At 46.1% G+C, this 22,229-nt stretch carries 22 protein-coding genes; all 22 read left to right on the forward strand.

Features of this window, described 5'->3' with window-relative positions; translation table 11 throughout:
• Positions 1-98: 98 nt before the first annotated feature.
• The 22 genes from fliE (at position 99) to H595_RS0119975 (ending at position 22,225) form a co-directional block, all read left to right on the forward strand.
• Positions 99-434 carry a flagellar hook-basal body complex protein FliE gene (gene fliE, locus H595_RS0119870; protein WP_027672693.1) on the forward strand — a complete coding sequence of 112 codons (336 nt, stop codon included), beginning with the start codon at positions 99-101 and terminating at the stop codon, positions 432-434.
• 14 nt (positions 435-448) lie between these two features.
• On the forward strand, positions 449-2,137 hold the full coding sequence (fliF, locus tag H595_RS0119875; RefSeq protein WP_027672694.1) for a flagellar basal-body MS-ring/collar protein FliF: 1,689 nt from the start codon (positions 449-451) through the stop codon (positions 2,135-2,137).
• A complete protein-coding gene (gene fliG, locus H595_RS0119880) occupies positions 2,130-3,164 on the forward strand; it encodes a flagellar motor switch protein FliG (RefSeq protein ID WP_027672695.1) in 1,035 nt (344 codons plus the stop codon). Before fliF ends, fliG begins: the two co-directional genes overlap by 8 nt.
• A gap of 17 nt (positions 3,165-3,181) precedes the next feature.
• A complete protein-coding gene (gene fliH, locus H595_RS0119885; protein WP_027672696.1) occupies positions 3,182-4,012 on the forward strand; it encodes a flagellar assembly protein FliH in 831 nt (276 codons plus the stop codon).
• Between the two features lie 2 nt (positions 4,013-4,014).
• On the forward strand, positions 4,015-5,361 hold the full coding sequence (gene fliI / locus H595_RS0119890) for a flagellar protein export ATPase FliI (RefSeq protein WP_027672697.1): 1,347 nt from the start codon (positions 4,015-4,017) through the stop codon (positions 5,359-5,361).
• Entirely contained in the window at positions 5,358-5,813 is a 456-nt protein-coding gene (gene fliJ / locus H595_RS0119895; RefSeq protein ID WP_027672698.1) for a flagellar export protein FliJ, read from the forward strand. The genes fliI and fliJ overlap by 4 nt, the downstream gene beginning before the upstream one ends.
• A 98-nt stretch (positions 5,814-5,911) precedes the next feature.
• Positions 5,912-8,071, forward strand: coding sequence for a flagellar hook-length control protein FliK (locus H595_RS0119900; RefSeq protein WP_027672699.1), 2,160 nt, complete (start codon positions 5,912-5,914; stop codon positions 8,069-8,071).
• A gap of 94 nt (positions 8,072-8,165) precedes the next feature.
• Complete coding sequence (gene fliL / locus H595_RS0119905) at positions 8,166-8,687, forward strand: flagellar basal body-associated protein FliL (protein WP_027672700.1); 522 nt, start codon at positions 8,166-8,168, stop codon at positions 8,685-8,687.
• A 12-nt stretch (positions 8,688-8,699) separates the two neighbouring features.
• Entirely contained in the window at positions 8,700-9,788 is a 1,089-nt protein-coding gene (gene fliM / locus H595_RS0119910) for a flagellar motor switch protein FliM (RefSeq protein WP_027672701.1), read from the forward strand.
• A 5-nt stretch (positions 9,789-9,793) separates the two neighbouring features.
• Positions 9,794-10,186 carry a flagellar motor switch protein FliN gene (fliN, locus tag H595_RS0119915; protein ID WP_027672702.1) on the forward strand — a complete coding sequence of 131 codons (393 nt, stop codon included), beginning with the start codon at positions 9,794-9,796 and terminating at the stop codon, positions 10,184-10,186.
• Positions 10,186-10,716 carry a flagellar biosynthetic protein FliO gene (gene fliO / locus H595_RS24665; RefSeq protein ID WP_051220014.1) on the forward strand — a complete coding sequence of 177 codons (531 nt, stop codon included), beginning with the start codon at positions 10,186-10,188 and terminating at the stop codon, positions 10,714-10,716. Before fliN ends, fliO begins: the two co-directional genes overlap by 1 nt.
• Positions 10,717-10,724: 8 nt before the next feature.
• Positions 10,725-11,471 carry a flagellar type III secretion system pore protein FliP gene (gene fliP / locus H595_RS0119925; RefSeq protein ID WP_027672704.1) on the forward strand — a complete coding sequence of 249 codons (747 nt, stop codon included), beginning with the start codon at positions 10,725-10,727 and terminating at the stop codon, positions 11,469-11,471.
• Positions 11,468-11,737, forward strand: coding sequence for a flagellar biosynthesis protein FliQ (gene fliQ, locus H595_RS0119930; protein WP_027672705.1), 270 nt, complete (start codon positions 11,468-11,470; stop codon positions 11,735-11,737). Before fliP ends, fliQ begins: the two co-directional genes overlap by 4 nt.
• 6 nt (positions 11,738-11,743) lie before the next feature.
• The gene (gene fliR, locus H595_RS0119935) at positions 11,744-12,517 is read left to right on the forward strand and encodes a flagellar biosynthetic protein FliR (protein ID WP_027672706.1); all 774 of its coding nucleotides are present in this window, start codon (positions 11,744-11,746) and stop codon (positions 12,515-12,517) included.
• Between the two features lie 15 nt (positions 12,518-12,532).
• Positions 12,533-13,660, forward strand: a complete 1,128-nt coding sequence (gene flhB, locus H595_RS0119940; RefSeq protein WP_027672707.1) for a flagellar biosynthesis protein FlhB — start codon at positions 12,533-12,535, stop codon at positions 13,658-13,660.
• A gap of 72 nt (positions 13,661-13,732) precedes the next feature.
• Positions 13,733-15,835 carry a flagellar biosynthesis protein FlhA gene (flhA, locus tag H595_RS0119945; protein ID WP_027672708.1) on the forward strand — a complete coding sequence of 701 codons (2,103 nt, stop codon included), beginning with the start codon at positions 13,733-13,735 and terminating at the stop codon, positions 15,833-15,835.
• Between the two features lie 10 nt (positions 15,836-15,845).
• Positions 15,846-17,246, forward strand: coding sequence for a flagellar biosynthesis GTPase FlhF (gene flhF / locus H595_RS0119950; protein WP_027672709.1), 1,401 nt, complete (start codon positions 15,846-15,848; stop codon positions 17,244-17,246).
• Positions 17,239-18,117, forward strand: coding sequence for a MinD/ParA family protein (locus H595_RS0119955; RefSeq protein WP_027672710.1), 879 nt, complete (start codon positions 17,239-17,241; stop codon positions 18,115-18,117). The genes flhF and H595_RS0119955 overlap by 8 nt, the downstream gene beginning before the upstream one ends.
• Positions 18,114-18,833 carry an RNA polymerase sigma factor FliA gene (locus tag H595_RS0119960; protein WP_027672711.1) on the forward strand — a complete coding sequence of 240 codons (720 nt, stop codon included), beginning with the start codon at positions 18,114-18,116 and terminating at the stop codon, positions 18,831-18,833. Before H595_RS0119955 ends, H595_RS0119960 begins: the two co-directional genes overlap by 4 nt.
• A 52-nt stretch (positions 18,834-18,885) precedes the next feature.
• Positions 18,886-19,257: a chemotaxis response regulator CheY gene (gene cheY / locus H595_RS0119965; protein WP_205623276.1), complete on the forward strand. Its 372-nt coding sequence runs from the start codon at positions 18,886-18,888 to the stop codon at positions 19,255-19,257.
• Positions 19,258-19,282: 25 nt separating this feature from the next.
• On the forward strand, positions 19,283-20,035 hold the full coding sequence (locus H595_RS0119970; RefSeq protein ID WP_027672713.1) for a protein phosphatase CheZ: 753 nt from the start codon (positions 19,283-19,285) through the stop codon (positions 20,033-20,035).
• A 15-nt stretch (positions 20,036-20,050) separates the two neighbouring features.
• Positions 20,051-22,225 (forward strand): chemotaxis protein CheA, encoded by a 2,175-nt coding sequence (locus tag H595_RS0119975; RefSeq protein ID WP_027672714.1) that lies wholly within the window; start codon positions 20,051-20,053, stop codon positions 22,223-22,225.
• The last annotated feature ends 4 nt before the right edge of the window (positions 22,226-22,229 follow it).

Below are 22,229 nucleotides of genomic sequence, written 5' to 3' on the forward strand. Positions count from 1 at the left end.
GGGTTTATTTTTATAAAAATCAACAACTTAAAACTTGGCATAACTCCTGCTTTATTCACGTTAATCTAGGTCGCAGCATTTTTTTGACAGGTAACGCTATGAATATCAAAGGTCAGGCTCTTTATGCTGAAATGCAGTCACTGGTTGGTCAGGCGCGAGGCGCTGGCACCGAGCTGAAGGTGCAAAATACTGAGCAGGTGAATCCCAGTCAAAGCGATTTTAGTTCTATGTTAACCAGCGCGTTAAGTCAGGTTAATAACCTGGCTCAAGAAACCGGAAGAATGCGTTCTGCTGTCGAAATGGGTGATCCTGGCGTGTCTCTGGCGCAGGTAATGATTGCCAGTCAAAAATCTTCACTGGCGTTTGAAGCCACAGTGCAAGTGCGCAATAAGCTGGTTGAGGCTTATAAAGAAATCATGTCGATGCCGGTGTAACGGAGGAATAAGTTGTGGCTGAGAATCAATCCACCGAATTGGCACTGACTGCAAACGATTATAGCAGTGGTGAAGAACAGGAACAGAAACCGGGCTTTGTTGGCTCACTGGGTGGCATGGATCTGGTACGTCAGATCACACTCATTGTCGCCCTTACAATTTGTCTGGCAATTGCCATTTTAATTATTATGTGGGCGCGTCAACCTGAATTTCGCCCGTTAGGCACCTATGCGACACAAGAATTAATTCAGACGCTGGATCATCTGGACGCCGAGAAAGTGGACTACAAGCTTGAAGGTAATGTGATTTATGTACCTGAAGATGAGTTCCAACGTATCAAGCTGTCTTTATCACGCGCCGGGTTGTCAAAAGATCCCTCAACAGGCACCGAGTTTTTATTACAAGACAGTGGTTTTGGTGTAAGTCAGCGATTGGAGATGGAGCGTTTAAAGCATAGTCGTGAGCAACAGCTGTCTCGCACTATTGAAGAATTACAAAGTGTAGCCCGTGCCCGGGTATTATTGGCCATTCCTAAAGAAAATGTGTTTGCCAGAGTAGAAAAACAGCCCTCAGCAACGGTACTTGTAACGGCCCGTGGTGGTACGGTGATCCGGGATAGCGAAGTTGATGCTATTGTCGATATTGTTGCTTCTGCAGTGCAAGGTTTATCGCCATCTAAAGTAACAGTAACGGATCAAAACGGCCGGTTACTTAATAGTGGCTCACAAGATGCCAGTTCGGCCCGTACCCGCAAAGAATATGAACTACAGCGCACGCGGGAAGAAGAGTATCGTCAGAAAGTTGACTCTATTTTAATGCCAGTGTTGGGATACGGTAATTACACGGCTCAGGTTGACTTACACATGGATTTTACCGCAACTGAGCAAACGCAAAAACGGTTTAATCCTGATTTACCTGCAATACGCAGCGAAATGACAATTGAAGAAAATAGTGTAGGAGGCTTAAGCGGCGGTATCCCTGGCGCCTTGTCAAACCAACCACCGCTAAATTCAACTATTCCTGAGCAAGCTAATGGTGGCGATGCCAAGCCTGTAGTACCGGGACGTAATCACAAAGAAGAAACCCGTAACTATGAGTTAGATACTACTATCAGCCATATTTCTCAGCAAAGCGGGGTTATTCGTCGTTTAAGCGTTTCGGTTGCGATTGATTATGTTGCTGGCGAAAATGGCGAGCCCCAACCTATGGATCAGGCTGAACAAGCTAACATTCGCCGGTTATTACAAGGCGGTATTGGTTTCGATGCGCAACGTGGCGATATGATTGAAGTTATTTCTGTTCCCTTTATTAAAGATGAAGCCGTTGTAGCCGTAGTGCCTGAGTTTTATGAAGAAGAATGGTTCTTGCGGGTTGTTCGTTTGGCTATTGGTGGCTTGATTATTATTGTGCTGATACTGGCGATAGTAAGGCCAATGCTGAAGAAACTGATTTACCCTGAAGATACTAAAGAAGCTTATGATGAAAATGCGCTGAGTGCTGGCCTGGATTTGGGTGACGACACCATTGACATGCTAAGCTCTACTTTTGATGAAAACGCTGTGGGTTTTGCACCCGATGGTACGCTAATGCTACCTGATTTACACGGCGACGAAGATTTATTACGTGCGGTTCGGGCATTGGTCGCAAATGAGCCTGAACTATCCTCTCTGGTAGTGAAAAACTGGTTGGCTGAAGATGAGTAGCATAGAAGCAACAAAGCCTGCTTTTGATGTAGGCAAACTGGACGGTGTTGAGAAAGCCGCCATCTTATTGCTGAGTTTATCAGAAGAAGATGCTGCGCAGATTTTAAAACACTTAGAGCCAAAGCAGGTACAAAAAGTAGGTCTGGCGATGGCGCAGATGACCGATCTGAACCAAGCAAAAATTTCAGCAGTTCATCGGTTGTTTATAGAGCAGATCCAAAACTTCAGCACCATTGGCTTCCAAAGTGAAGAGTTTATTAAACGTGCGTTAACCGCGGCATTGGGTGAAGAAAAAGCAGCAAACCTTATTGATCAAATTGTATTGGGCGGCGGTGCGAAAGGCTTGGATTCGTTAAAATGGATGGATTCAAAACAAGTAGCCAATATTATTCGCAACGAACACCCGCAGATCCAGACCATCGTGTTGTCTTACCTTGAACCGGAGCAATCTGCCGAGATTTTATCGCAATTCCCAGAAAAAGTGCGACTTGATCTCACCATGCGTATCGCCAATCTGGAAGAAGTACAACCAGCAGCATTGCAGGAGTTGAACGAGATAATGGAGAAACAATTTGCCGGTCAAGCCGGAACACAGACCGCTAAAATGGGCGGCTTAAAAGCTGCAGCGGACATTCTGAACTATATGGATACCAATATTGAAGGCCAGCTGATGGACTCTATCCGTGAGCATGACGAAGAGATGGCGCAGCAAATCCAAGATCTGATGTTTGTGTTTGAAAACCTAATTGATGTGGATGATCGTGGTATTCAAACCATATTACGTGAAGTGCAGCAAGATGCTCTAATGAAAGCGCTGAAAGGCACAGATGAAAACTTAAAAGAAAAAATCTTGAAAAACATGTCTAAACGGGCGGCAGAGTTACTGCAGGATGACCTGGAAGCCATGGGGCCAGTGCGCGTGAGCGATGTAGAAGCTGCGCAAAAAGAAATACTGTCAGTTGCACGCAGGCTGTCAGATGCGGGTGAAATTATGCTGGGTGCCGGTGGTGGCGATGACTTCCTATAAGCTGAATGAGACGGCTAATGACAACTGATTCTTTTAAGTATAAACGGCCATTTTCGCCGGATGATGATACTCAAGATCAGCTGCGGCACTGGCAAACGCCTGAGTTGACTGACGAGCGAACATTAAAGACCAGCCGGACTAACGCGTTAAACAAAACCCAGCCAATAGCAAAGACAGTTCGGGCGCTGGAAGAGGACGAGTTGGTTATAAAGCCGTTAACTGCAGACGATATTGAGCAAATTCGGCAGGCGGCATACGACGAAGGTGTTACCGAAGGTAAAGAAGACGGTTTTAGCAAAGGTTACGCAGAGGGACGCGAGCAAGGCCAGCAAGATGGATTCAACCAAGGCCAGGCAGAAGGGAAAAAACAAGGTTTAGTCGAGGGGCAGGACGAACTCAACGCACGCTTAGCACAACTCACCAGCCTGTTAGATCAGTTGCAAAAACCATTGGCGCAGGTGAATGAGCAAGTGCAGCAGCAGTTGGTGCAGTTAAGTCTGGCGATGGCGCAAGCGGTTATTGGCGTAGAGGTAAAAACTAACACCGATGTTGTGTTAAAGGCGATAAGTGAGGCTACAAGCGCCTTGCCGCTGGATGCAACGCAAATGCTAATCAAATTAAACCCTGCAGATATCAATATTGTTGAGCAGTTTTACAGTAAGGATACTTTAAACGAGCGCGGCTGGCAGTTACGCGAAGACCCGGCTATTGAACAAGGCGGCTGCGTTGTCCAAAGCAGTCGTTCCAGTGTTGATAGAACGTTATCACAGCGGTTGCAAGGCAGTTTGGAACATTTTTTACAGCTGCAACAACACGAGCAACCCCAGCCATCGGATGCTAAGGAATAAGCATGTATAGCAGCGATGCACTTAGCCAATTTCTACAGCAACAGCATAGCTATATTCACCGCGCTAAACCTGCGGTGTCGGGCCATTTAGTCAGGGTTGTCGGTTTGACGTTAGAGGCGGTGGGGTGCAGCGCGGCTATTGGACAGCCTTGCAGTGTAGAAACCGCGCGTGGTGACATTATGGCTGAGGTAGTTGGTTTTGCTAACGATCGCATATATTTGATGCCCAAGGACGATGTGTCTGGTGTGGTCCCTGGGGCCAAGGTTACGCCTTTACTCAATTATAAAGGTGTGCCATTAAGTATGAATTTACTTGGACGTGTAATTGATGGTGTTGGTGCGCCGCTTGATGGTAAAGGGCCTATAGCAGCGCAGCACTATGCTGGTAGTAAGGGTAAACCGATAAATCCGTTGCATCGCAGGCCTATTAAGCAACCCTTGGATGTTGGCGTGCAGGCCATCAACAGTATTCTTACCGTTGGTAAAGGTCAACGTATGGGGCTGTTTGCTGGCTCAGGCGTGGGTAAAAGTGTGTTGTTAGGCATGATGACGCGTGGTACCTCAGCTGACGTTATTGTTGTCGGCTTAGTGGGAGAGCGTGGTCGTGAAGTAAAAGAATTTATTGATGAAATTCTGGGCGAAGAGGGTAAAGCCCGGTCGGTTGTTATTGCAGCACCAGCCGATGTTTCGCCACTAATGCGGTTAAAAGGTTGTGAAACCGCGGTTCAGGTGGCAGAGTATTTTCGTGATCAAGGTATGGATGTGCTGCTCCTTATAGATTCTATCACGCGTTATGCTCAAGCGCAGCGTGAGATTGCTCTGGCCGTGGGGGAGCCGCCAGCAACCAAGGGTTATCCGCCATCAGTTTTTGCCAAATTGCCAGCATTGGTGGAACGCGCGGGTAATGGTAGTGGTAGTCAGGGGTCAATTACTGCATTTTATACAGTTTTGTCTGAAGGTGATGACTTGCAGGATCCTATTGCAGATGCATCACGCGCCATACTAGATGGCCATATCGTGTTGTCACGAGCGCTTGCAGACGCCGGACACTTTCCTGCTGTCGACATTGAAAAATCTATCAGCCGTGTTATGCCTGCCGTGACCAGTGCCGAGCATCAGCAAATGGCGCGAAGTATTAAACAGTTATATTCCAGCTTTCAGCAAAGCAAAGATCTTATTGCGATTGGGGCTTACGTGCGTGGCAGTGACCCACAACTGGATAAAGCCATTAGCATGATGCCAAACATCAACCGTTTTTTACAGCAGGGTATGCACGATGTGGTGGCGTACGATGACAGCTTATTGTCGCTTAGCCAGTTGTTACCGGCAGCTCGGAGTAACGGCTTATGATTAACCCACGTTTTAGTATGTTAATTAAAATTCAGCAGGAACGGGAAGAAAAACTGCAGGCACAATTTGTTGCCGCTCAACAGTTTTTTCAGCAGTCTGAACAAAAGTATCAAGGCCTGGCTAATTATCGTACTGAATATATTCATCAAAGTCAGCAACAGGGTAGTGCAGGTTTGCAAAGCCGGCAATATACCCAGTTTGTTAGTTTTATTGGTAAGTTGGATCAGGCGTTGTTACAACAAGGACGTGCGGTAGCGCAAGCAAAAGCCGCCGCAGAGCAGCGCAAGCAAAGTTGGCTTGCCATGCAGAAAAAGCGCAAAGCGCTCGAGCTGTTGGTTGAACGCAGTAATATGGCTGAACTACAGAAGCAATTACAACAAGAGCAACGCAATGCTGACGAATTTGCCAGCCAACAGTTTATGCGGCGCCTATTTACGGCCGAACAAGATTAAAAGTGGCCTGAAAATTGAATGGAATATTACTAATAACGTAACGCGCGCAGTGACACCAGCTTGGAAATAACAGTAACGCTGGTTAACGGGAGAGTGGTATGACGCAAGGCTTACAAATATCAATATTGATGACGGGGACTGATCTGGCCCTGAAGTCTGATAATGCTTGGTCTGGCGCTGACAGTGACAAGCCTGACATCATGTTCGGTGACATCTTGAGCGATGCGGCGCAACCGGCAAAAAACAGCCCGGCTAATTCGGCGCTACGGCAGCTCCCTGCCGGTATCAGTGTGTTATCTGAGATAAGTCAGGCGATACTGGGCGATGTACCTCTTACCGATGATATTAATAGCGAAGGCGCTGGCGCACTCACTGCAAGCATACTTGGGCAAATTGCGCTAAAAGACAGAACACTAGCAGCTGCTAATGCAGCAGCAAAGCCTGATGTAAGCGCTGAAGATGATACCTTGTTGAACAACAGCGAAGCTGATGTTGTGGAACATCTTGCAGAGGCTAGCGATAATTCGAATGAGCTAGCCGATGAAGCCGTGTTAAAGCAAGCCTCCACCGCAGCGCAAGATGCGCAGAACAAAACCCAAGCTACTACTGCGACTCAAACTGATAAAATACTGAGCAATAGCGCACAGCAACAGATTGCTGGCGATAAAACGGCTAAGTTAACCAGTGATGAAAGTGTCAATATGGCAGCAATAGATAGTGCTGCCAATGCTAAGGCAAACCAAAGTAATGCAGTTAATGACGCCGCCGATAATGAAGTAGAACGTCAACAGGCATTATCAGCTGCTAAAACGCAAGCAAATGCCGGCGCGGTAAAGGATAATTTAACGGAATTGCCCAGTGATACTGCAGATAACAACACAAAGAATCACGACACCGATAAATCATTGGTTGACCGCAATGAACTAAAACAGACGTTGGCATCGCTAAAAGGCAAAGTAGAGACACTTAACGCTGAGACGGGTGCAGAGCATAAGAAACCAGTTTCTGCTGCAGATTTAACAGCAACATCGCAACAGACTATTCTATCTGAGTCAGGCACAACAGCCACTTCAGAAAGCGATGCTGTGCAGCAAAGCAAGGCTGCGCAACAGAGCGGCGAAGCACAGCATCAAACAACAGCGTCAACCGTTAGTTCGCGATACGCTCAGCCGCTTATTAGTAAAAACGGCAATTCTGAGTCGGTCTCGCCAATAAAAGTAGAGCAGCGGCTAACTGCTGCATCGGGTGAGCAAGACGCGGCATTGTCTGCACTGCAACTGACCACCGAGCAAATTGGCAGCGAGAACGATTTGCCGTTAGCAGAGGCAGCGATAGATGATGTCAAAAAACCGTCGCTTATCGAGCAGGATACGCCCGGCGCACGCGCTCAAATGCTAAATAGCGCAGAATTAGTTGCTAGCCAGTCGGTTGAAACAAATGCACCGACGATAGCAGCGCAAATAGCTAAAGCCGATGTAGCGGGTCAGGCTGGTACAGAAGCTAAACCAGGCAACAAAGCAGGTGCTGCGCTTAGCGCTGAAGCCAATGTTAATTTATCGGTTGGCAATAAAGCGTCTGAACAATCGGCGCAGCAACAAAATTCGCAGCAGCAACAAGGGCAGCATGGCAACACGGCACAAATATTTGAACAATTGCAAACCGCAGCCGAGCAGCATCAACATAGCGCCGCTAAACTGACATCAGAGCCGGTAACACCCCGCCAGGATGTGCTCTTTGGTAGCAGTTTGCAGGCGGCGGAGTTGCGACAGCAATCTGCCATACAAAAATCAGCAGCAAAATCGCCTGCTGAGCAATTAAAGCAAAGTTTGAACTTGCAACAAACTGATGCAGCCGGTCAGTTGCGTGAGCGGGTTAGTCTGATGGTGCGGCAAAATATTCAGGTAGCAGAAATACGTCTTGATCCGGCCGGGCTTGGCCAGATGCAAATTAAGATAGATATGCAACAAGATCAGGCCTCAGTTCAGTTTGTTGTGCAACAACCACAAGCAAAAGAATTGTTAGAGCAACAGCTACCACGTTTACGCGAAATGCTGCAACAGCAAGGCATTGCCTTAACCGAAGGTAATGTGCAGCAGCAATCTCAGCAACAAGATAGACAAATGGCACAGCGTGATAGCCAAGATGGCAATAGCAGGTCACAGCAAGCCGGTTCAGACGCGTCAGATATTAATGGGCCATCAGAGACTGTGCAGATTACCACCAGTATCAACGAGCGTTTGGTGGATTATTACGCATAAGATAGGTTGCACAGTGAATTTAACCGGCGATGATTTACATTACGCCTTACAGATGAGCATAATAAAGCCAGAATAATTAACGGATAAACCAATTATGGCCGCAGAGAAAGATTTAGTCATCGCAGAAGGTGGCAGTAAAAAGAAATTGCTATTTATCATCGGTGGCGTGGTGTTGCTACTTGTACTAGGTGTAGTTGGCTTTTTGATGATGTCCGGTGGTGATGATTCCACAGGGAATACAGATGCAGGCAGTAACGCTGGAGCTGGTGCAGTAGCCAACGGTACTGAAGCTAAAGGTTCGGCCTTGTATGTGCCGTTACCCAGGCCTTTCGTTTTTAACGTACCTGGCGCTTCACGCGATAGGATGGTGCAAATTAAAGTGCAGCTTTTAGTGCGTGGTAGTAATAATGAGATCATCGCGCTGCGTCATATTCCGCTGATTGAAGGCAGTTTACTGGAAACCTTCAGTGCAGGAAATGCAGATGAAATGGTAACGGTAGCAGGCCGCGATGCTTTGAAAAACAAAGCGTTAAGCGATTTGCAACAAGCAATGATTGAAGTGGTAGGTTCGGTGGTGGTCGATGAAGTCCTTTTCACCGGTTTTGTCATGCAATAAGAGTGAGCAGCCGTGACCGATTTACTGTCACAAGATGAAATTGATGCGCTACTACATGGTGTCGATGACGTTGAAGAAGAAGAAATAGACGAATCCGGCGAAGGCCGGAGCCGTTCTACCATGGAATACGATTTCTCATCGCAGGATCGTATTGTGCGTGGCCGTATGCCTACGCTGGAAATGGTGAACGAACGTTTTGCCCGTCATATGCGAATTAGTTTGTTTAACATGATGCGACGTACCGCTGAAGTATCTATTAACGGCGTACAGATGATTAAGTTTGGCGAATATGTTCACACCTTATTTGTACCCACCAGTTTGAATATGGTGCGGTTCAGGCCGCTTAAAGGCACTGGCCTTATTACGATGGAAGCGCGGTTAGTCTTTATTTTGGTGGATAACTTTTTTGGCGGTGATGGCCGCTATCACGCAAAAATTGAAGGCCGGGAATTTACGCCAACTGAGCGGCGCATCATCCAGATGTTGCTCAAATTGATTTTTGAAGATTACAAAGAAGCTTGGGCACCGGTAATGGATGTGTCGTTTGAATACCTCGACTCAGAAGTTAACCCGGCGATGGCAAACATTGTTAGTCCGACAGAAGTTGTGGTCATTAGCTCTTTTCATATTGAACTTGATGGCGGAGGGGGTGACTTCCATGTCGCGTTACCTTATTCCATGCTTGAGCCAATTCGTGAGCTATTAGATGCTGGTGTACAAAGCGATAAAGAAGATACGGACCTGCGCTGGAGTAAGGCGCTGCGTGATGAAATAATGGATGTAAAGGTAGATTTGACAACCAAAATGATGGATGTCGATTTAACGCTGCGTGAAATCATGGAGCTTAAAGCGGGCGACATTATACCTATTGAAATACCTGAACATATAACCGTGTTAATTGAAGATTTACCCACCTACAGGGCGAAACTTGGCCGTTCACGTGATAATGTGGCACTTAAGATCACCGAAAAGATCAAGCGGCCAGAGTCGGTTAAATCTGAAATGCATGTGTTCACCAAGGGCGGACGTCGGCTCGACAGCGATGCCGATATTTCTGAATTAGAGGCCGATCTGAATTTATCAGATCGTGATAGAAGGTAACGAGAATGGCTGATGATAAAGACACCATGGACGAATGGGCAGCTGCGATGGCAGAAGCTGAAGGCGGTGGTGACGGTGCTGAACCGGTAGAGTTGGAAGAGTTGCGGGATGAAAAAGCCGACATTACTGTAGATGAAAAACGTAAGCTCGACACCATTTTAGATATACCTGTTACCATTTCAATGGAAGTGGGCCGGGCAAAAATTAGTATTCGTAATCTACTGCAATTAAACCAGGGCTCCGTGGTTGAGCTGGAGCGCGTTGCGGGTGAACCTTTAGACGTGTTGGTTAACGGCACACTAATCGCTCATGGTGAAGTGGTTGTGGTGAATGATAAATTTGGTATTCGCCTGACGGACGTTATTAGCCAGATTGAACGGATAAAGAAATTACGCTAATGCGCATATTTATGTTTGTTTTACTGTGCTCGCTGTTGTTACCAGGCTCGCTGCTTGCGCAACAGGCCGTTACCGACACTGACAATAGCGAAAAAATGGCCGATACAGCGCAGAAAGCTGAACCTGTGCCGGCTGAAATACCGCCGGCAGGAGCTGTTATCCCTGCTGAAAACCCCATGATAAAATCGCCGGTTAACAGCGAGAGCAAAACATCTCGGCCAAAGGCGGGTCTTGGTCTTGGAAAAATGGCGTTATCGTTGGCTATTGTCGTCGCTGTAGTACTGGCACTGGGGTGGACGTTCAAAAAATTGACACTACGTATGCCAGGTAGTCGGCATATTAAAATTATTTCTACTATGCCACTAGGCCCAAAAGAACGCTTGTTAGTCATTGAAATGCAAGGAAAACAGCGTGTTTTGGGTGTCACGGCACACAGCATAAATTTGCTATTTGAACTAGAAAATTCATTACCTGAAGAAAAGTTGGCATCAGACTTTCATACACAGTTACAATCTTTGCTGAAAAAATAGTGTGAATTATGTTGCGACTGTTGTTTGTGGTGCTTGCCCTGCTGTTAAGCCCCGATGTTCTGGCTGATAATGGCACCTTATCTGCGGTAACGGTAACGACCGGTGCTGATGGTTCTCAGCAATATAGCGTAACATTGCAAGTGCTGGCATTAATGACAGCACTCAGCTTTATTCCCTCCATTGTTATTATGATGACCAGCTTTACCCGCATTATTGTGGTGTTAGCCATCTTGCGGCAAGCTATTGGTCTTCAGCAATCACCGTCTAATCAGGTATTGATCGGTATAACACTGTTTTTAACCTTTTTTATAATGGCGCCGGTGTTTAAAACCATTAACGACACCGCAATTCAACCGTATCTCAGCGAAGAAATTTCGCCGGTACAAGCATTGGATGCTGCCATTGTGCCGATGAAAGCGTTTATGTTGCATCAAACCCGCACCAAAGATTTGGATACCTTTGCCCAAATTGCGGGGTTAGACGTAGCAGAGCAGCCGCAGGATTATCCCATTACCGTCGTTATTCCGGCGTTTATTACCAGTGAGCTGAAAACTGCGTTTCAAATAGGCTTTATGTTATTTATTCCGTTTTTGATTATCGACTTAGTTGTCGCCAGCGTGCTGATGGCGATGGGTATGATGATGTTGTCCCCCATGATTATCTCGTTGCCATTTAAATTAATGATGTTTGTTTTAGTTGACGGCTGGATATTGGTGATGGGTACCTTGGCAACCAGCTATGGAGTAGGTACATGAGCCCGGAAATTTTTGTCGATGTACTACGTGATGCACTGTTTTTGGTTATTTTGCTGGTCAGTGCCATTATTCTGCCATCCTTATTCGTAGGCCTTATTGTTGCGGTGTTTCAGGCGGCGACGTCAATTAACGAGCAAACATTAAGTTTCTTACCCCGGCTTATCGTTACATTGCTCGCGTTGATGTTCGGTGGCCATTGGTTTACTCAGGTGATTATGGAATACACCCACGAGTTGTTTCTTAGTATTCCTACGATAGTCGGGTAAGTTTCGATGGACTTTCCGCTTAGCATTTTAATGCAAACTATCGCGGATTACTTGTTACCACTATGCCGGGTAACAGGCATGTTTTTGATCATGGCGGGCTTAGGTGTGCGTAATATCCCTATGCGGATAAAAACCGGCTTAGTTGTTATGATTACCTTGATTATTATGCCAACTTTACCCCCTGTGGCTAACCCGAATCTAATGTCTGGACAGATGTTTTTAGAGGTGTTATTGCAGCTGTTGATTGGTTTTGCGTTGGGGTTTATCTCTTTGTTGTTTATCAACACCTTTGTGTTAGCTGGACAATTACTAGCGACTCAAACCGGTCTTGGTTTTGCCTCCATGGTCGACCCCGCCAGCGGTGTCAGCGTGCCAGCCATCGGCCAGTTTTATCTTATTTTGGCGACGTTATTGTTTTGGTTATTTGATGGTCATCTGATCATGATCCAGATGCTGGTATTTAGCTTTGATACTCTGCCAATTAATGGCCAATGGTGGGAAGTGACAAGTTACTGGACCGTCGTTGAATTTGGCGGCTGGATGTTTGCAACGTCACTTGCGATAGCGTTGGCACCGATAGTGTCTATGTTAGTGGTGAACTTATCTTTTGGTATTATGACGCGAGCCGCGCCACAGTTAAATATTTTTTCCATTGGTTTTCCTATAACGATGCTTGCAGGCTTAATTATTTTATGGCTAACGTTGGACACGTTTCTATTTCACTACGACAAACAGTGGCAGCATAGCATTGACTACAGCTGCCGGCTGATTGGCTGTTAACTAAAAGGCACGCTAATGGCAGATGATAGCGCAGAAAAGACCGAACAGCCCACAGCCAAAAAGCTGGAAGACGCCGCGAAAAAAGGCCAAATAGCCCGCTCTAAAGATATGGGAACGGCTTTTGTGTTGATTGGCAGTGCCGTGGCGATATTGGTGTTTGGTAAAATGCTGGCGATGGCTATTTTAGATATTGGTCAGCGTATGTTGCGACTAAACCCTAAAGATATTTTTGAAACTAATTCAATGTTTACCGCATGGGGCGATGTCGGCATGCATGTTGTACCGCCCTTGGCAGGCATGTTTTTGATTATTCTTGTTGCTGCTTTTGTTGGTAACACTTTATTGGGCGGGTTTAATTTTAGCTGGGAGGCAGCCGGGCCTAAAGCCAGCAAAATGAACCCTCTTAACGGTTTTAAGCGCATGTTTGGCCTGCAGGCATTGGTCGAGCTGCTTAAAAGCATTCTTAAAGTGTTGGTTGTCGTGGGGATTGCCTATTTATTGCTGAAAATGTTCTTCTTCGACATTATGGCATTGTCATTGATGAGTGAGCCGAACAACATTGAGTCAGCATTGTATTTTCTGGCTTGGTTGTTTCTGGGCTTGTGTGCCAGTGTATCGGTGATTGCCGTGGTCGATGCACCTTACCAAAAGTGGAATCATGTTAAGCAGCTTAAAATGTCGCTGCAGGAAATTAAAGACGAATACAAAAACAGTGAGGGTGATCCGCAAATTAAAGCCCGTATTCGTCGCACGCAAATGCAAATGTCGATGAAGCGGATGATGCAGGAAGTGCCGAAAGCCGATGTTATTGTAACCAACCCGACACACTATGCCATCGCATTAAAATACGACCAGGGTAAGTTTCGCGCACCGGTGGTGGTAGCCAAAGGTGTAGATGAAGTGGCGATGCATATTCGTAAAATCGCCAATGAACACAAAGTGCCTGTTATTGAATCTCCGGCACTGGCCCGGTCTATTTATTACACCACTAAACTCGACCATCCTATTCCGGAACAATTGTTTTCAGCAGTGGCGCAGGTATTGGCTTATGTTTATCAATTAAAAATGTACAAAAAAGGCAAGGGCAGCCGGCCAAAAACCTTAGCAAAAGAACTGCCAATTCCAGAAGGATACCGCCACTAAGGCTGCGCTAAATAGTATTGGAACATTTCTTGCTTTAATCGAGAATAGTGCCAATTTACTGTCAGGGTTGTCATGCAGTTAGCCAGCTTCTTTACCAATTTCGACCGCTCGAAATTCGCCTTTGCCAAAGGCCTTGGTACACCTCTATTTATTCTTGCCGCATTGGCGATGGTAATATTGCCATTGCCGCCACTGCTGTTGGATGTGCTGTTTTCGTTCAATATAGCGTTAGCGTTAGTGGTGTTGCTAGTCACTATTTACACTATGCGCCCGCTGGATTTCGGCGCTTTCCCTGCCATTTTGCTGGTCGCGACCATAATGCGCCTTGCGCTAAACGTTGCCAGTACCCGCGTGGTGTTGCTGGAAGGCCATGAAGGTGGTGATGCCGCTGGTAAAGTGATTGAAGCCTTCGGCTCTGTGGTTATTGGCGGTAATTACGCTGTCGGTATCGTGGTGTTTTTAATTCTGATTATCATTAACTTTGTGGTGGTTACAAAAGGTGCGGGCCGTATTGCTGAAGTGTCGGCACGTTTTACTCTTGATGCTATGCCAGGTAAACAAATGGCCATTGACGCAGATCTAAACTCCGGGCTTATTACTCAAGAAGAAGCACGGGTTCGCCGTGAAGAAGTTACCAGCGAAGCCGACTTTTACGGTTCGATGGACGGTGCCAGTAAATTTGTTAAGGGTGATGCTATTGCCGGTATTGTTATCTTGGTCATCAACCTGGTAGGCGGCTTATTCATTGGCATGATGCAGCACGACCTTTCCTTTGGTGATGCGATGGAAATATATACGCTATTAACCATTGGTGACGGCTTGGTGGCACAAATTCCTTCGTTGTTGTTATCTATTGGCACCGCAATTATCGTTACACGACAGAATAAGTCAGAGAACATGGGCCAGCAAATGACTGCACAGCTTGGCAATGTTCAGGTGTTGGCTGTTGCCTCAGGTGTATTAACCCTGATGGGTGTGGTGCCAGGTATGCCCCATTTTGCTTTTTTGTCGCTTGCCGCCATTGTCGGGGGAACGGCGTATTTAATGTATAAACGCAGCAAAGAAACTAAAGCTGAAGTGGTAAATCGTAATAAGTCTGACGTGGCGCCGGTTGAGAATAACGTGGTTAAAGAAATTGGTTGGGACGACGTACAAGGTGTCGACACGATAGGATTAGAGGTAGGGTATCGCTTGATCCCCCTGGTAGATAAAACACAAGGTGGAGAGCTGTTAAGCCGGATCAAAGGTGTACGTAAAAAGCTATCACAGGAGCTTGGGTTTCTGGTACCTGCTGTACACATTCGGGATAACCTCGATTTAGAACCCAACACTTATCGTATGACGTTGATGGGCGTTACCAGCGGTGAAGGCGAGCTACGCCACGACAATGAGCTGGCGATAAACCCTGGTCAGGTATTTGGAACCGTTAAAGGGATTGCCACCAAAGATCCAGCCTTTGGTCTGGATGCGGTCTGGATAAGCAAAGATCAGCGTGAACATGCCCAAACGTTGGGCTATACCGTAGTTGATGCCGCCACAGTAGTGGCAACACATTTAAGCCAGATCTTAACAAACCACGCTGCCAGCTTATTAGGGCATGAAGAAGTACAAAACCTGCTTGATATGTTGGCAAAACATTCTCCTAAGTTAGTTGAAGGTTTAGTGCCCGATACATTGGCACTGACAACGGTGGTTAAAGTGCTACAGAATTTACTTAACGAGGGGGTGCCGATTCGCGATATGCGTACCATTGTGCAGACGTTGGTTGAATATGGCGCCAAAAGTCAGGATGTTGACGTGCTGACTGCCGCCTGTCGTATAGCTTTACGTCGTCTTATCGTGCAAGAGGTTGGCGGTAGCCGTAAAGAGATTCCGGTTATTACCTTTGCACCTGAACTAGAGCAAATGCTGCATCAATCTATGCAGGCCGCCGGCAATGACGGCGCAGGTATTGAGCCGGGGCTAGCCGACCGTATCCAGCAATCGTTACAAGACGCGCATCAGAGTCAGGAATTAAACGGTGATAGCGCTGTTTTATTAACGTCAGGAATTTTACGCACAGTCATGGCACGATTCGTGAAGTACACCATTCCAGGACTACGGGTATTGTCGTATCAGGAGATACCCGATGATAAACAAATTCGAATTGTCAGCGTCATTGGCCAGGCAAGTTAGGAGTTAGCTCATGAAAATTAAACGCTTTGTGGCAAAAGATATGCGTACCGCTTTAACTGAGGTTAAAGAGTTTCTTGGTCCAGACGCTATTATTCTGTCGAACAAAAAAGTTGCCGAAGGCGTCGAAATTGTCGCTGCAATAGACCATGAGCCAGCAGGCACAGCCGCTGCGACCCCAGCGACGATGCAGGTTAAGCGTGCAGAACCGCGTTTTACTACCACGGTCGCTGATGATGACGAGGCAGAAACAGATGCTCCGGCAGACTCTTTAAAAGCCTTGTTAGCCCGGCAGATGATTAAGCAACAGGTCAGTGCGCAGCAAACACCATCGGCAAAACCAGTAGCTAAAACCAATACGGTTAATACAGCAAAAGCGCCGCAATTTGAACGTCAAAATTCTGGCGTAGGTGGCGGTATTAGCCAGGTAAACCTGACCGAGTTGACGAAGCAGCAAGAACATCAAGCTAAACTTGTTCAGCAACAAATGGATGCAATGCGCAACGAAATGTTATCAATGCGCCAATTGTTGCAGCATCAGGTATCAGGTTTGATGTGGCAGGACTTAGCTCGCCGTGAACCGGTAAGAGCACTGATTATTGAAAACTTGCAGCAGTTAGGTTTGTCGGAGCAGGTTGCCGATCAGCTTGCCTGTTTTATGCCAGAAGACTCAAATAGCGCTGATGCCTGGGATACGGCATTAGAATTATTAGCTGGGCAGTTAAGTACAACCAATGATGATATTTTACGTCGTGGCGGTGTTGTGGCGCTTGTTGGCCCAACCGGAGTAGGAAAAACTACTACTGTGGCAAAGTTAGCGGCGGAGTTTGCCAAACGCCACGGTGCAGATCAGGTCGCGCTTATTACGACAGACAGTTACCGTATTGGTGCTTTTGAACAATTGGCAACTTTTGGCAGAATAATCGGTTGTCCGGTTAAACAAGCAAAAGACAGTGATGAACTGGCTTTGTTAATCAATCAGTTACAACAACGTAAACTAATATTGATAGATACCGCTGGAATGAGTCAGCGTGATGTGCGCTTAGCGGAAAAACTTGCCAGTCTAGTGCATAATAGTCGTGTCAAAATAAAAAGTTATCTGGTATTGTCTGCCACAGCACAGGCAAGGGTAATGCAGGAATCCGTTGCACATTTTAAACGTATTCCATTGTCAGGTTGTATTTTTACCAAACTTGATGAATGCTTAAGCTTAGGTGAAGTTATCAATGTTGCTATCGCCAATGCATTACCGGTCAGTTATTTAACTAACGGCCAGCGTGTACCAGAAGATATCGCCGTTGCAGAGGCAAAAAAATTGGTACAACAAGCAGAAAAATTACGAATTGCACAAAGTAGCACGGCTCATCAGTGGTACAACGACGAGATGCACCGAGCGGATGGAACCTATGCATAGTCATGAAAATACTGACGATCAAGCCAATGGCCTGAGAAGAATGAGTAAGCAGATGGTAAAAGTAATATCAGTTACCGGCGGCAAAGGTGGGGTAGGTAAAACTAACGTTACCCTGAATCTTGCCATGGCTCTTGCCCAACTTGGCAAGAGAGTGCTGGTGCTGGATGCAGACCTTGGCTTGGCTAACTGTGATGTGATGCTAGGGTTGAGAGTTGATAAGAATTTGTCACACGTGCTTTCAGGCGAAGCAGAGCTGGATGACGTTATTATTGATGGTCCTTTCGGTATCAAAATTATTCCCGCCACCTCTGGCTCTCAAAACATGACTGAACTCGCACCAGCAGAACATGCCGGACTGATCCGAGCGTTTAGTGAATTAAAAACACCAGTTGATATATTGCTGGTTGATACCGCTGCGGGTATTTCCGACATGGTATTGAGTTTTTCCAGAGCGTCACAAGATGTGATGGTAGTGGTATGTGATGAACCCTCCTCAATTACTGATGCTTACGCGCTAATGAAAATATTAAGTCGTGATCATGGTGTCGAAAAATTTAAAATTGTTGCCAATATGGTACGTAGCCTTAAAGAAGGGCAAGAATTATTCGCAAAATTAACCCGGGTAACTGATCGCTTTTTGGATGTGAATTTAGAATTAGTTGCTACGATACCTTACGATGAAAATGTACGTAAAGCTGCGCGCAAACAAAAAGCGTTTGTTGATGCGTTTCCAAGATCGCCGGCGAGCATGGCCGTAAAGAGCTTAGCACTTAAAACGGCAAAGTGGCCGTTACCAGCATCAGCGTCAGGTCATCTGGAGTTTTTTTTGGAGCAATTGGTTCAGCCACAAACTGACCGGGGTTTAGTGTGAATAGCAAAATAGCGGCCTATGGCGGTGTTGACCATATGCAGCAGATGGTCGAACGTCATGCCCCTTTGGTAAAGCGAATTGCATATCACCTGATGGCACGTTTGCCCGCTAGCGTATTGGTAGATGATCTTATTCAGTCGGGTATGATTGGCTTGATTGAAGCGGCGAAAAATTTTGATGGTAGTAAAGGTGCCAGTTTTGAAACCTTCGCCGGAATACGAATTCGTGGTGCAATGTTAGATGAAATGCGAAGAGGTGATTGGACCCCGCGCTCAGTCCATCGTAATGCAAGGCTAATAGCAGAAACAATTGCGCAACTTGAATCTATACATGGCAGAGATATAAAAGACAGTGAAGTTGCTGAAAAACTTGATATATCTCTTGATGAGTACCATCATATGTTAAGTGATATCAGTAGCGGTCGAATTATCGGTATTGAAGACCTTGGGGTGTCGGAAGATGTACTGGTAACGTCTGGTGATACAGACAGCGATAATTTGTATGAAAGCCAGGCTAGTGAGGCTTTTCATCAAGATTTAGCAAAAACAATCAGTAGTTTACCAGAACGAGAAGCATTAGTGCTGTCGCTGTATTATAATGACGAACTAAACTTGAAGGAGATCGGGGCTGTACTTAATGTCAGTGAGTCCCGGATCAGTCAAATCCATAGTCAGGCATTGGTCAGATTAAAAGCCAGAATGCAGGATTGGTTGTAACCTATTCTGAGATAACAGTAATATCTCGTCGGAGGGGATTTTGGATAAGAACATGAAAATTCTTGTGGTAGATGATTTTTCAACCATGAGACGCATAATAAAAAATCTGTTACGTGACCTTGGCTTTACCAATGTATCTGAAGCAGACGATGGCAGTACAGCGTTGCCAATGCTGCAAAACAGTGAGTTTGATTTTGTGGTTACAGACTGGAACATGCCAGGTATGCAAGGGATTGATTTGCTTCGTGCAATTCGGGCCGATGCTAAGCTGAAGCATATACCGGTCTTGATGGTAACCGCCGAAGCTAAAAAGGAACAAATTATTGCAGCAGCGCAAGCTGGTGTGAATGGCTATATTGTTAAACCTTTTACTGCCGCCACGTTGCAGGAGAAGCTAGCTAAAGTATTTGAGCGGATCGGCTAACCGTTACTGACAAAGGAGCGTTGCCATGTCCGCAATTACGGCGCCTTTAATTTCATTAGATCAAGCTAGGGAGCTGGTACAGCTCCTTGAGATGGGTGAAAATGACGCGGCTAATGAGCTGGTGCAGCAACTTGCTGTACCTGGTTCATCAGAGCTTTTTGCCGAAGTTGGCAAGCTAACACGTCAATTACATGACTCTCTAAAAAACTTTCAAATCGATCCTTCACTAAACAATTTGCTTGAAGAAGATATTCCCGACGCTAAAAAGCGTTTAAATCATGTTATTGATATGACAGAGCAAGCAGCAAACAGGACGATGGATGCGGTTGAGTCTTGCCTGCCTATTGCTGATCAATTGACTCAGCAACTCGATAAAATTAAGCCTCAGTGGCAAAAATTAATGCATCGTCAAATGCAGCTTGGCGATTTTAAGATGCTATGCGCGACGTTAGATAGTTTTTTCCAGCAAGCTAGCGGTGATTCAACCACTCTTAATGGACTGTTAACTGATGTGTTAATGGCGCAGGATTATCAGGATTTAACCGGCCAAATATTGCGGCGTGTTATTGAATTAGTGCGAGAAGTGGAAGAGAGCCTGATTGGCTTATTAACCGCTTTTGGCCAGTCAAGTATTATGATGCAAGCAGAAGCCAAACCAGCCAGAAATAAACCTAAAGCGCATGAAGCAGAAGGCCCTATTATTGACGCTGCAGAGCGTGAAGATGTGGTTAGCGGTCAGGACGACGTTGATGATTTATTGTCCAGCTTAGGTTTTTAACAGAGGGGTCTTTGCATGAGTTTTGATATGGATGAGGATATACTGCAGGACTTTCTGGTTGAAGCCGGTGAAATCCTGGAGTTGTTGCAAGAGCAGTTGGTTGAGCTGGAAAACAATCCAGATGATGCCAATTTATTGAATGCTATTTTCCGTGGTTTCCATACGGTTAAAGGCGGTGCTGGTTTTCTGTCATTAACCGAATTAGTTGATGCCTGCCACGGTGCTGAAAACGTATTTGATATTTTGCGCACAGGTAAGCGCCGCGTTACACCAGAATTGATGGATGTTATTTTGCAGTCATTAGATAGCATTAACGCCATGTTTGTTGAAGTACAAAATCGTCAACCTCTGACCCCGGCATCTCAAGCCATACTTGACGCTTTGCATCATTACAGTGAGCCTGAGTCTGCTAGTAATCCAGCTCCTGTGGTATCAGCGCCAGTGCAGCAACCACAACCAGTTCCAGAACCTGTTTCGGCTCACGTAGTTGCAGCTCAAAGCGATAATGTCGAGGACATGACAGAAGAAGAGTTCGATCGGATGATGGACGAACTTCACGGTAAAAAAGGTTCGCCTACTACTGCTGCGCCAGCTTCAGTATCCGAAGCAAGTCAGGCTAGTCCCGTAGCTGGCGATGATATTACCGATGATGAATTTGAAGCCATCCTTGATCAGTTGCATGGCAAGGGGGCTTTTATACCTGACTCTGCGCCAGAGCCTGAACCAGCTAAACCAAAACCAGCAACGGAGACAGCTAAAGCTAAGTCGTCAGATGAGATTGATGACGCCGAGTTTGAAGCCTTACTAGATCAATTACACGGTAAAGGTCAGGCGCCTGTCGCAGCCGCAAAATCAACTCCTGCAGAGCCAGCACCAACGCCAGTGGTTGCAGCAAAAGCGGAACCTATTGTTACTAAACCGACAACCGCCGCACCTGCTGCGCCAGTAGCAGATAAAGCTGCGGCAGCACAGCAGGCAGCTCAAGCGGAAACAACCGTCAGAGTTGATACTAAACGTTTAGATCAAATTATGAATATGGTGGGTGAACTTGTACTAGTGCGTAATCGGCTAGTAAGTTTGTCAGGCACAGTACAAAGCGAAGAAATGAGTAAAGCCATTTCTAACTTGGATGTAGTAACTGCGGATATTCAAGGCGCTGTAATGAAAACCCGCATGCAACCCATTAAGAAAGTGTTTGGACGTTTTCCCAGGGTTGTGCGGGATTTAGCGCGCTCGTTGCAAAAAGATATAGAGTTAGTGCTGGAAGGTGAAGAAACCGACCTGGATAAAAATCTGGTAGAAGCACTGGCTGATCCGTTAGTGCATTTAGTGCGCAACTCAGTTGACCACGGTATTGAAATGCCGCAAGTGCGTCAAAATGCTGGTAAAAAACGAACGGGCACTGTTAAGTTGGCTGCCGCCCAAGCGGGTGATCATATCCTGTTAACCATCCACGATGATGGTGCCGGTATGGATCCGGAGAAGCTAAAAGGTATCGCGATAAAACGAGGCATTCTTGATGTTGATGCAGCTGCTCGTATGTCTGATACCGAGGCGTTTAATCTGATTTTTGCACCGGGATTCTCTACTAAAGAGCAAATCTCTGACATCTCTGGCCGTGGTGTGGGCATGGATGTGGTGAAAACCAAGATTAATCAACTTAATGGTACTGTGCATATTCACTCAAAAATGGGTGAGGGTACCTTACTAGAAATTAAAGTTCCGCTGACATTGGCCATACTACCTACTCTAATGGTCGTAGTTGGCAAGCAGACATTTGCTTTGCCGTTAGCCGGGGTGAGCGAAATATTCCATTTGGATTTAAATAAAACAAATGTGGTTGACGGCCAGTTAACTATTGTTGTGCGCAACAAAGCCATACCCTTGTTCTTCCTCGAGCACTGGTTGGTCAAAGGATCAGATAAAAAGCGTCGGCGCGAGCAGGGGCATGTAGTTATTGTACAAATTGGTACACAGCAAGTCGGTTTCGTGGTTGACTCCTTAATTGGTCAGGAAGAAGTGGTAATAAAACCATTAGATGCGCTTCTGCAAGGTACACCGGGTATGGCGGGGGCAACCATCACCTCAGATGGTGGTATTGCGTTGATCCTTGATGTACCAAACCTGCTGAAACACTATGCGAAGAAATCAAAGATTAAGTTTGATCGCTTTAATAAGATGAAAGCCTAAAGAG

Origin of the sequence: Rheinheimera baltica DSM 14885, from assembly GCF_000425345.1 — a bacterium.
Taxonomy (GTDB): Bacteria; Pseudomonadota; Gammaproteobacteria; order Enterobacterales; family Alteromonadaceae; genus Alishewanella; species Alishewanella baltica.

What these genes read in the sequence shown, in the direction of transcription:
- fliE (WP_027672693.1), top strand. Translation starts at nt 99, where the DNA reads ATGAATATCAAAGGTCAGGCTCTTTATGCTGAAATGCAGTCACTGGTT.
- fliG (WP_027672695.1), top strand. Translation starts at nt 2,130, where the DNA reads ATGAGTAGCATAGAAGCAACAAAGCCTGCTTTTGATGTAGGCAAACTG.
- fliH (WP_027672696.1), top strand. Translation starts at nt 3,182, where the DNA reads ATGACAACTGATTCTTTTAAGTATAAACGGCCATTTTCGCCGGATGAT.
- fliI (WP_027672697.1), top strand. Translation starts at nt 4,015, where the DNA reads ATGTATAGCAGCGATGCACTTAGCCAATTTCTACAGCAACAGCATAGC.
- fliJ (WP_027672698.1), top strand. Translation starts at nt 5,358, where the DNA reads ATGATTAACCCACGTTTTAGTATGTTAATTAAAATTCAGCAGGAACGG.
- H595_RS0119900 (WP_027672699.1), top strand. Translation starts at nt 5,912, where the DNA reads ATGACGCAAGGCTTACAAATATCAATATTGATGACGGGGACTGATCTG.
- fliL (WP_027672700.1), top strand. Translation starts at nt 8,166, where the DNA reads ATGGCCGCAGAGAAAGATTTAGTCATCGCAGAAGGTGGCAGTAAAAAG.
- fliN (WP_027672702.1), top strand. Translation starts at nt 9,794, where the DNA reads ATGGCTGATGATAAAGACACCATGGACGAATGGGCAGCTGCGATGGCA.
- fliO (WP_051220014.1), top strand. Translation starts at nt 10,186, where the DNA reads ATGCGCATATTTATGTTTGTTTTACTGTGCTCGCTGTTGTTACCAGGC.
- fliP (WP_027672704.1), top strand. Translation starts at nt 10,725, where the DNA reads ATGTTGCGACTGTTGTTTGTGGTGCTTGCCCTGCTGTTAAGCCCCGAT.
- fliQ (WP_027672705.1), top strand. Translation starts at nt 11,468, where the DNA reads ATGAGCCCGGAAATTTTTGTCGATGTACTACGTGATGCACTGTTTTTG.
- fliR (WP_027672706.1), top strand. Translation starts at nt 11,744, where the DNA reads ATGGACTTTCCGCTTAGCATTTTAATGCAAACTATCGCGGATTACTTG.
- flhB (WP_027672707.1), top strand. Translation starts at nt 12,533, where the DNA reads ATGGCAGATGATAGCGCAGAAAAGACCGAACAGCCCACAGCCAAAAAG.
- flhA (WP_027672708.1), top strand. Translation starts at nt 13,733, where the DNA reads ATGCAGTTAGCCAGCTTCTTTACCAATTTCGACCGCTCGAAATTCGCC.
- flhF (WP_027672709.1), top strand. Translation starts at nt 15,846, where the DNA reads ATGAAAATTAAACGCTTTGTGGCAAAAGATATGCGTACCGCTTTAACT.
- H595_RS0119955 (WP_027672710.1), top strand. Translation starts at nt 17,239, where the DNA reads ATGCATAGTCATGAAAATACTGACGATCAAGCCAATGGCCTGAGAAGA.
- cheY (WP_205623276.1), top strand. Translation starts at nt 18,886, where the DNA reads ATGAAAATTCTTGTGGTAGATGATTTTTCAACCATGAGACGCATAATA.
- H595_RS0119970 (WP_027672713.1), top strand. Translation starts at nt 19,283, where the DNA reads ATGTCCGCAATTACGGCGCCTTTAATTTCATTAGATCAAGCTAGGGAG.
- H595_RS0119975 (WP_027672714.1), top strand. Translation starts at nt 20,051, where the DNA reads ATGAGTTTTGATATGGATGAGGATATACTGCAGGACTTTCTGGTTGAA.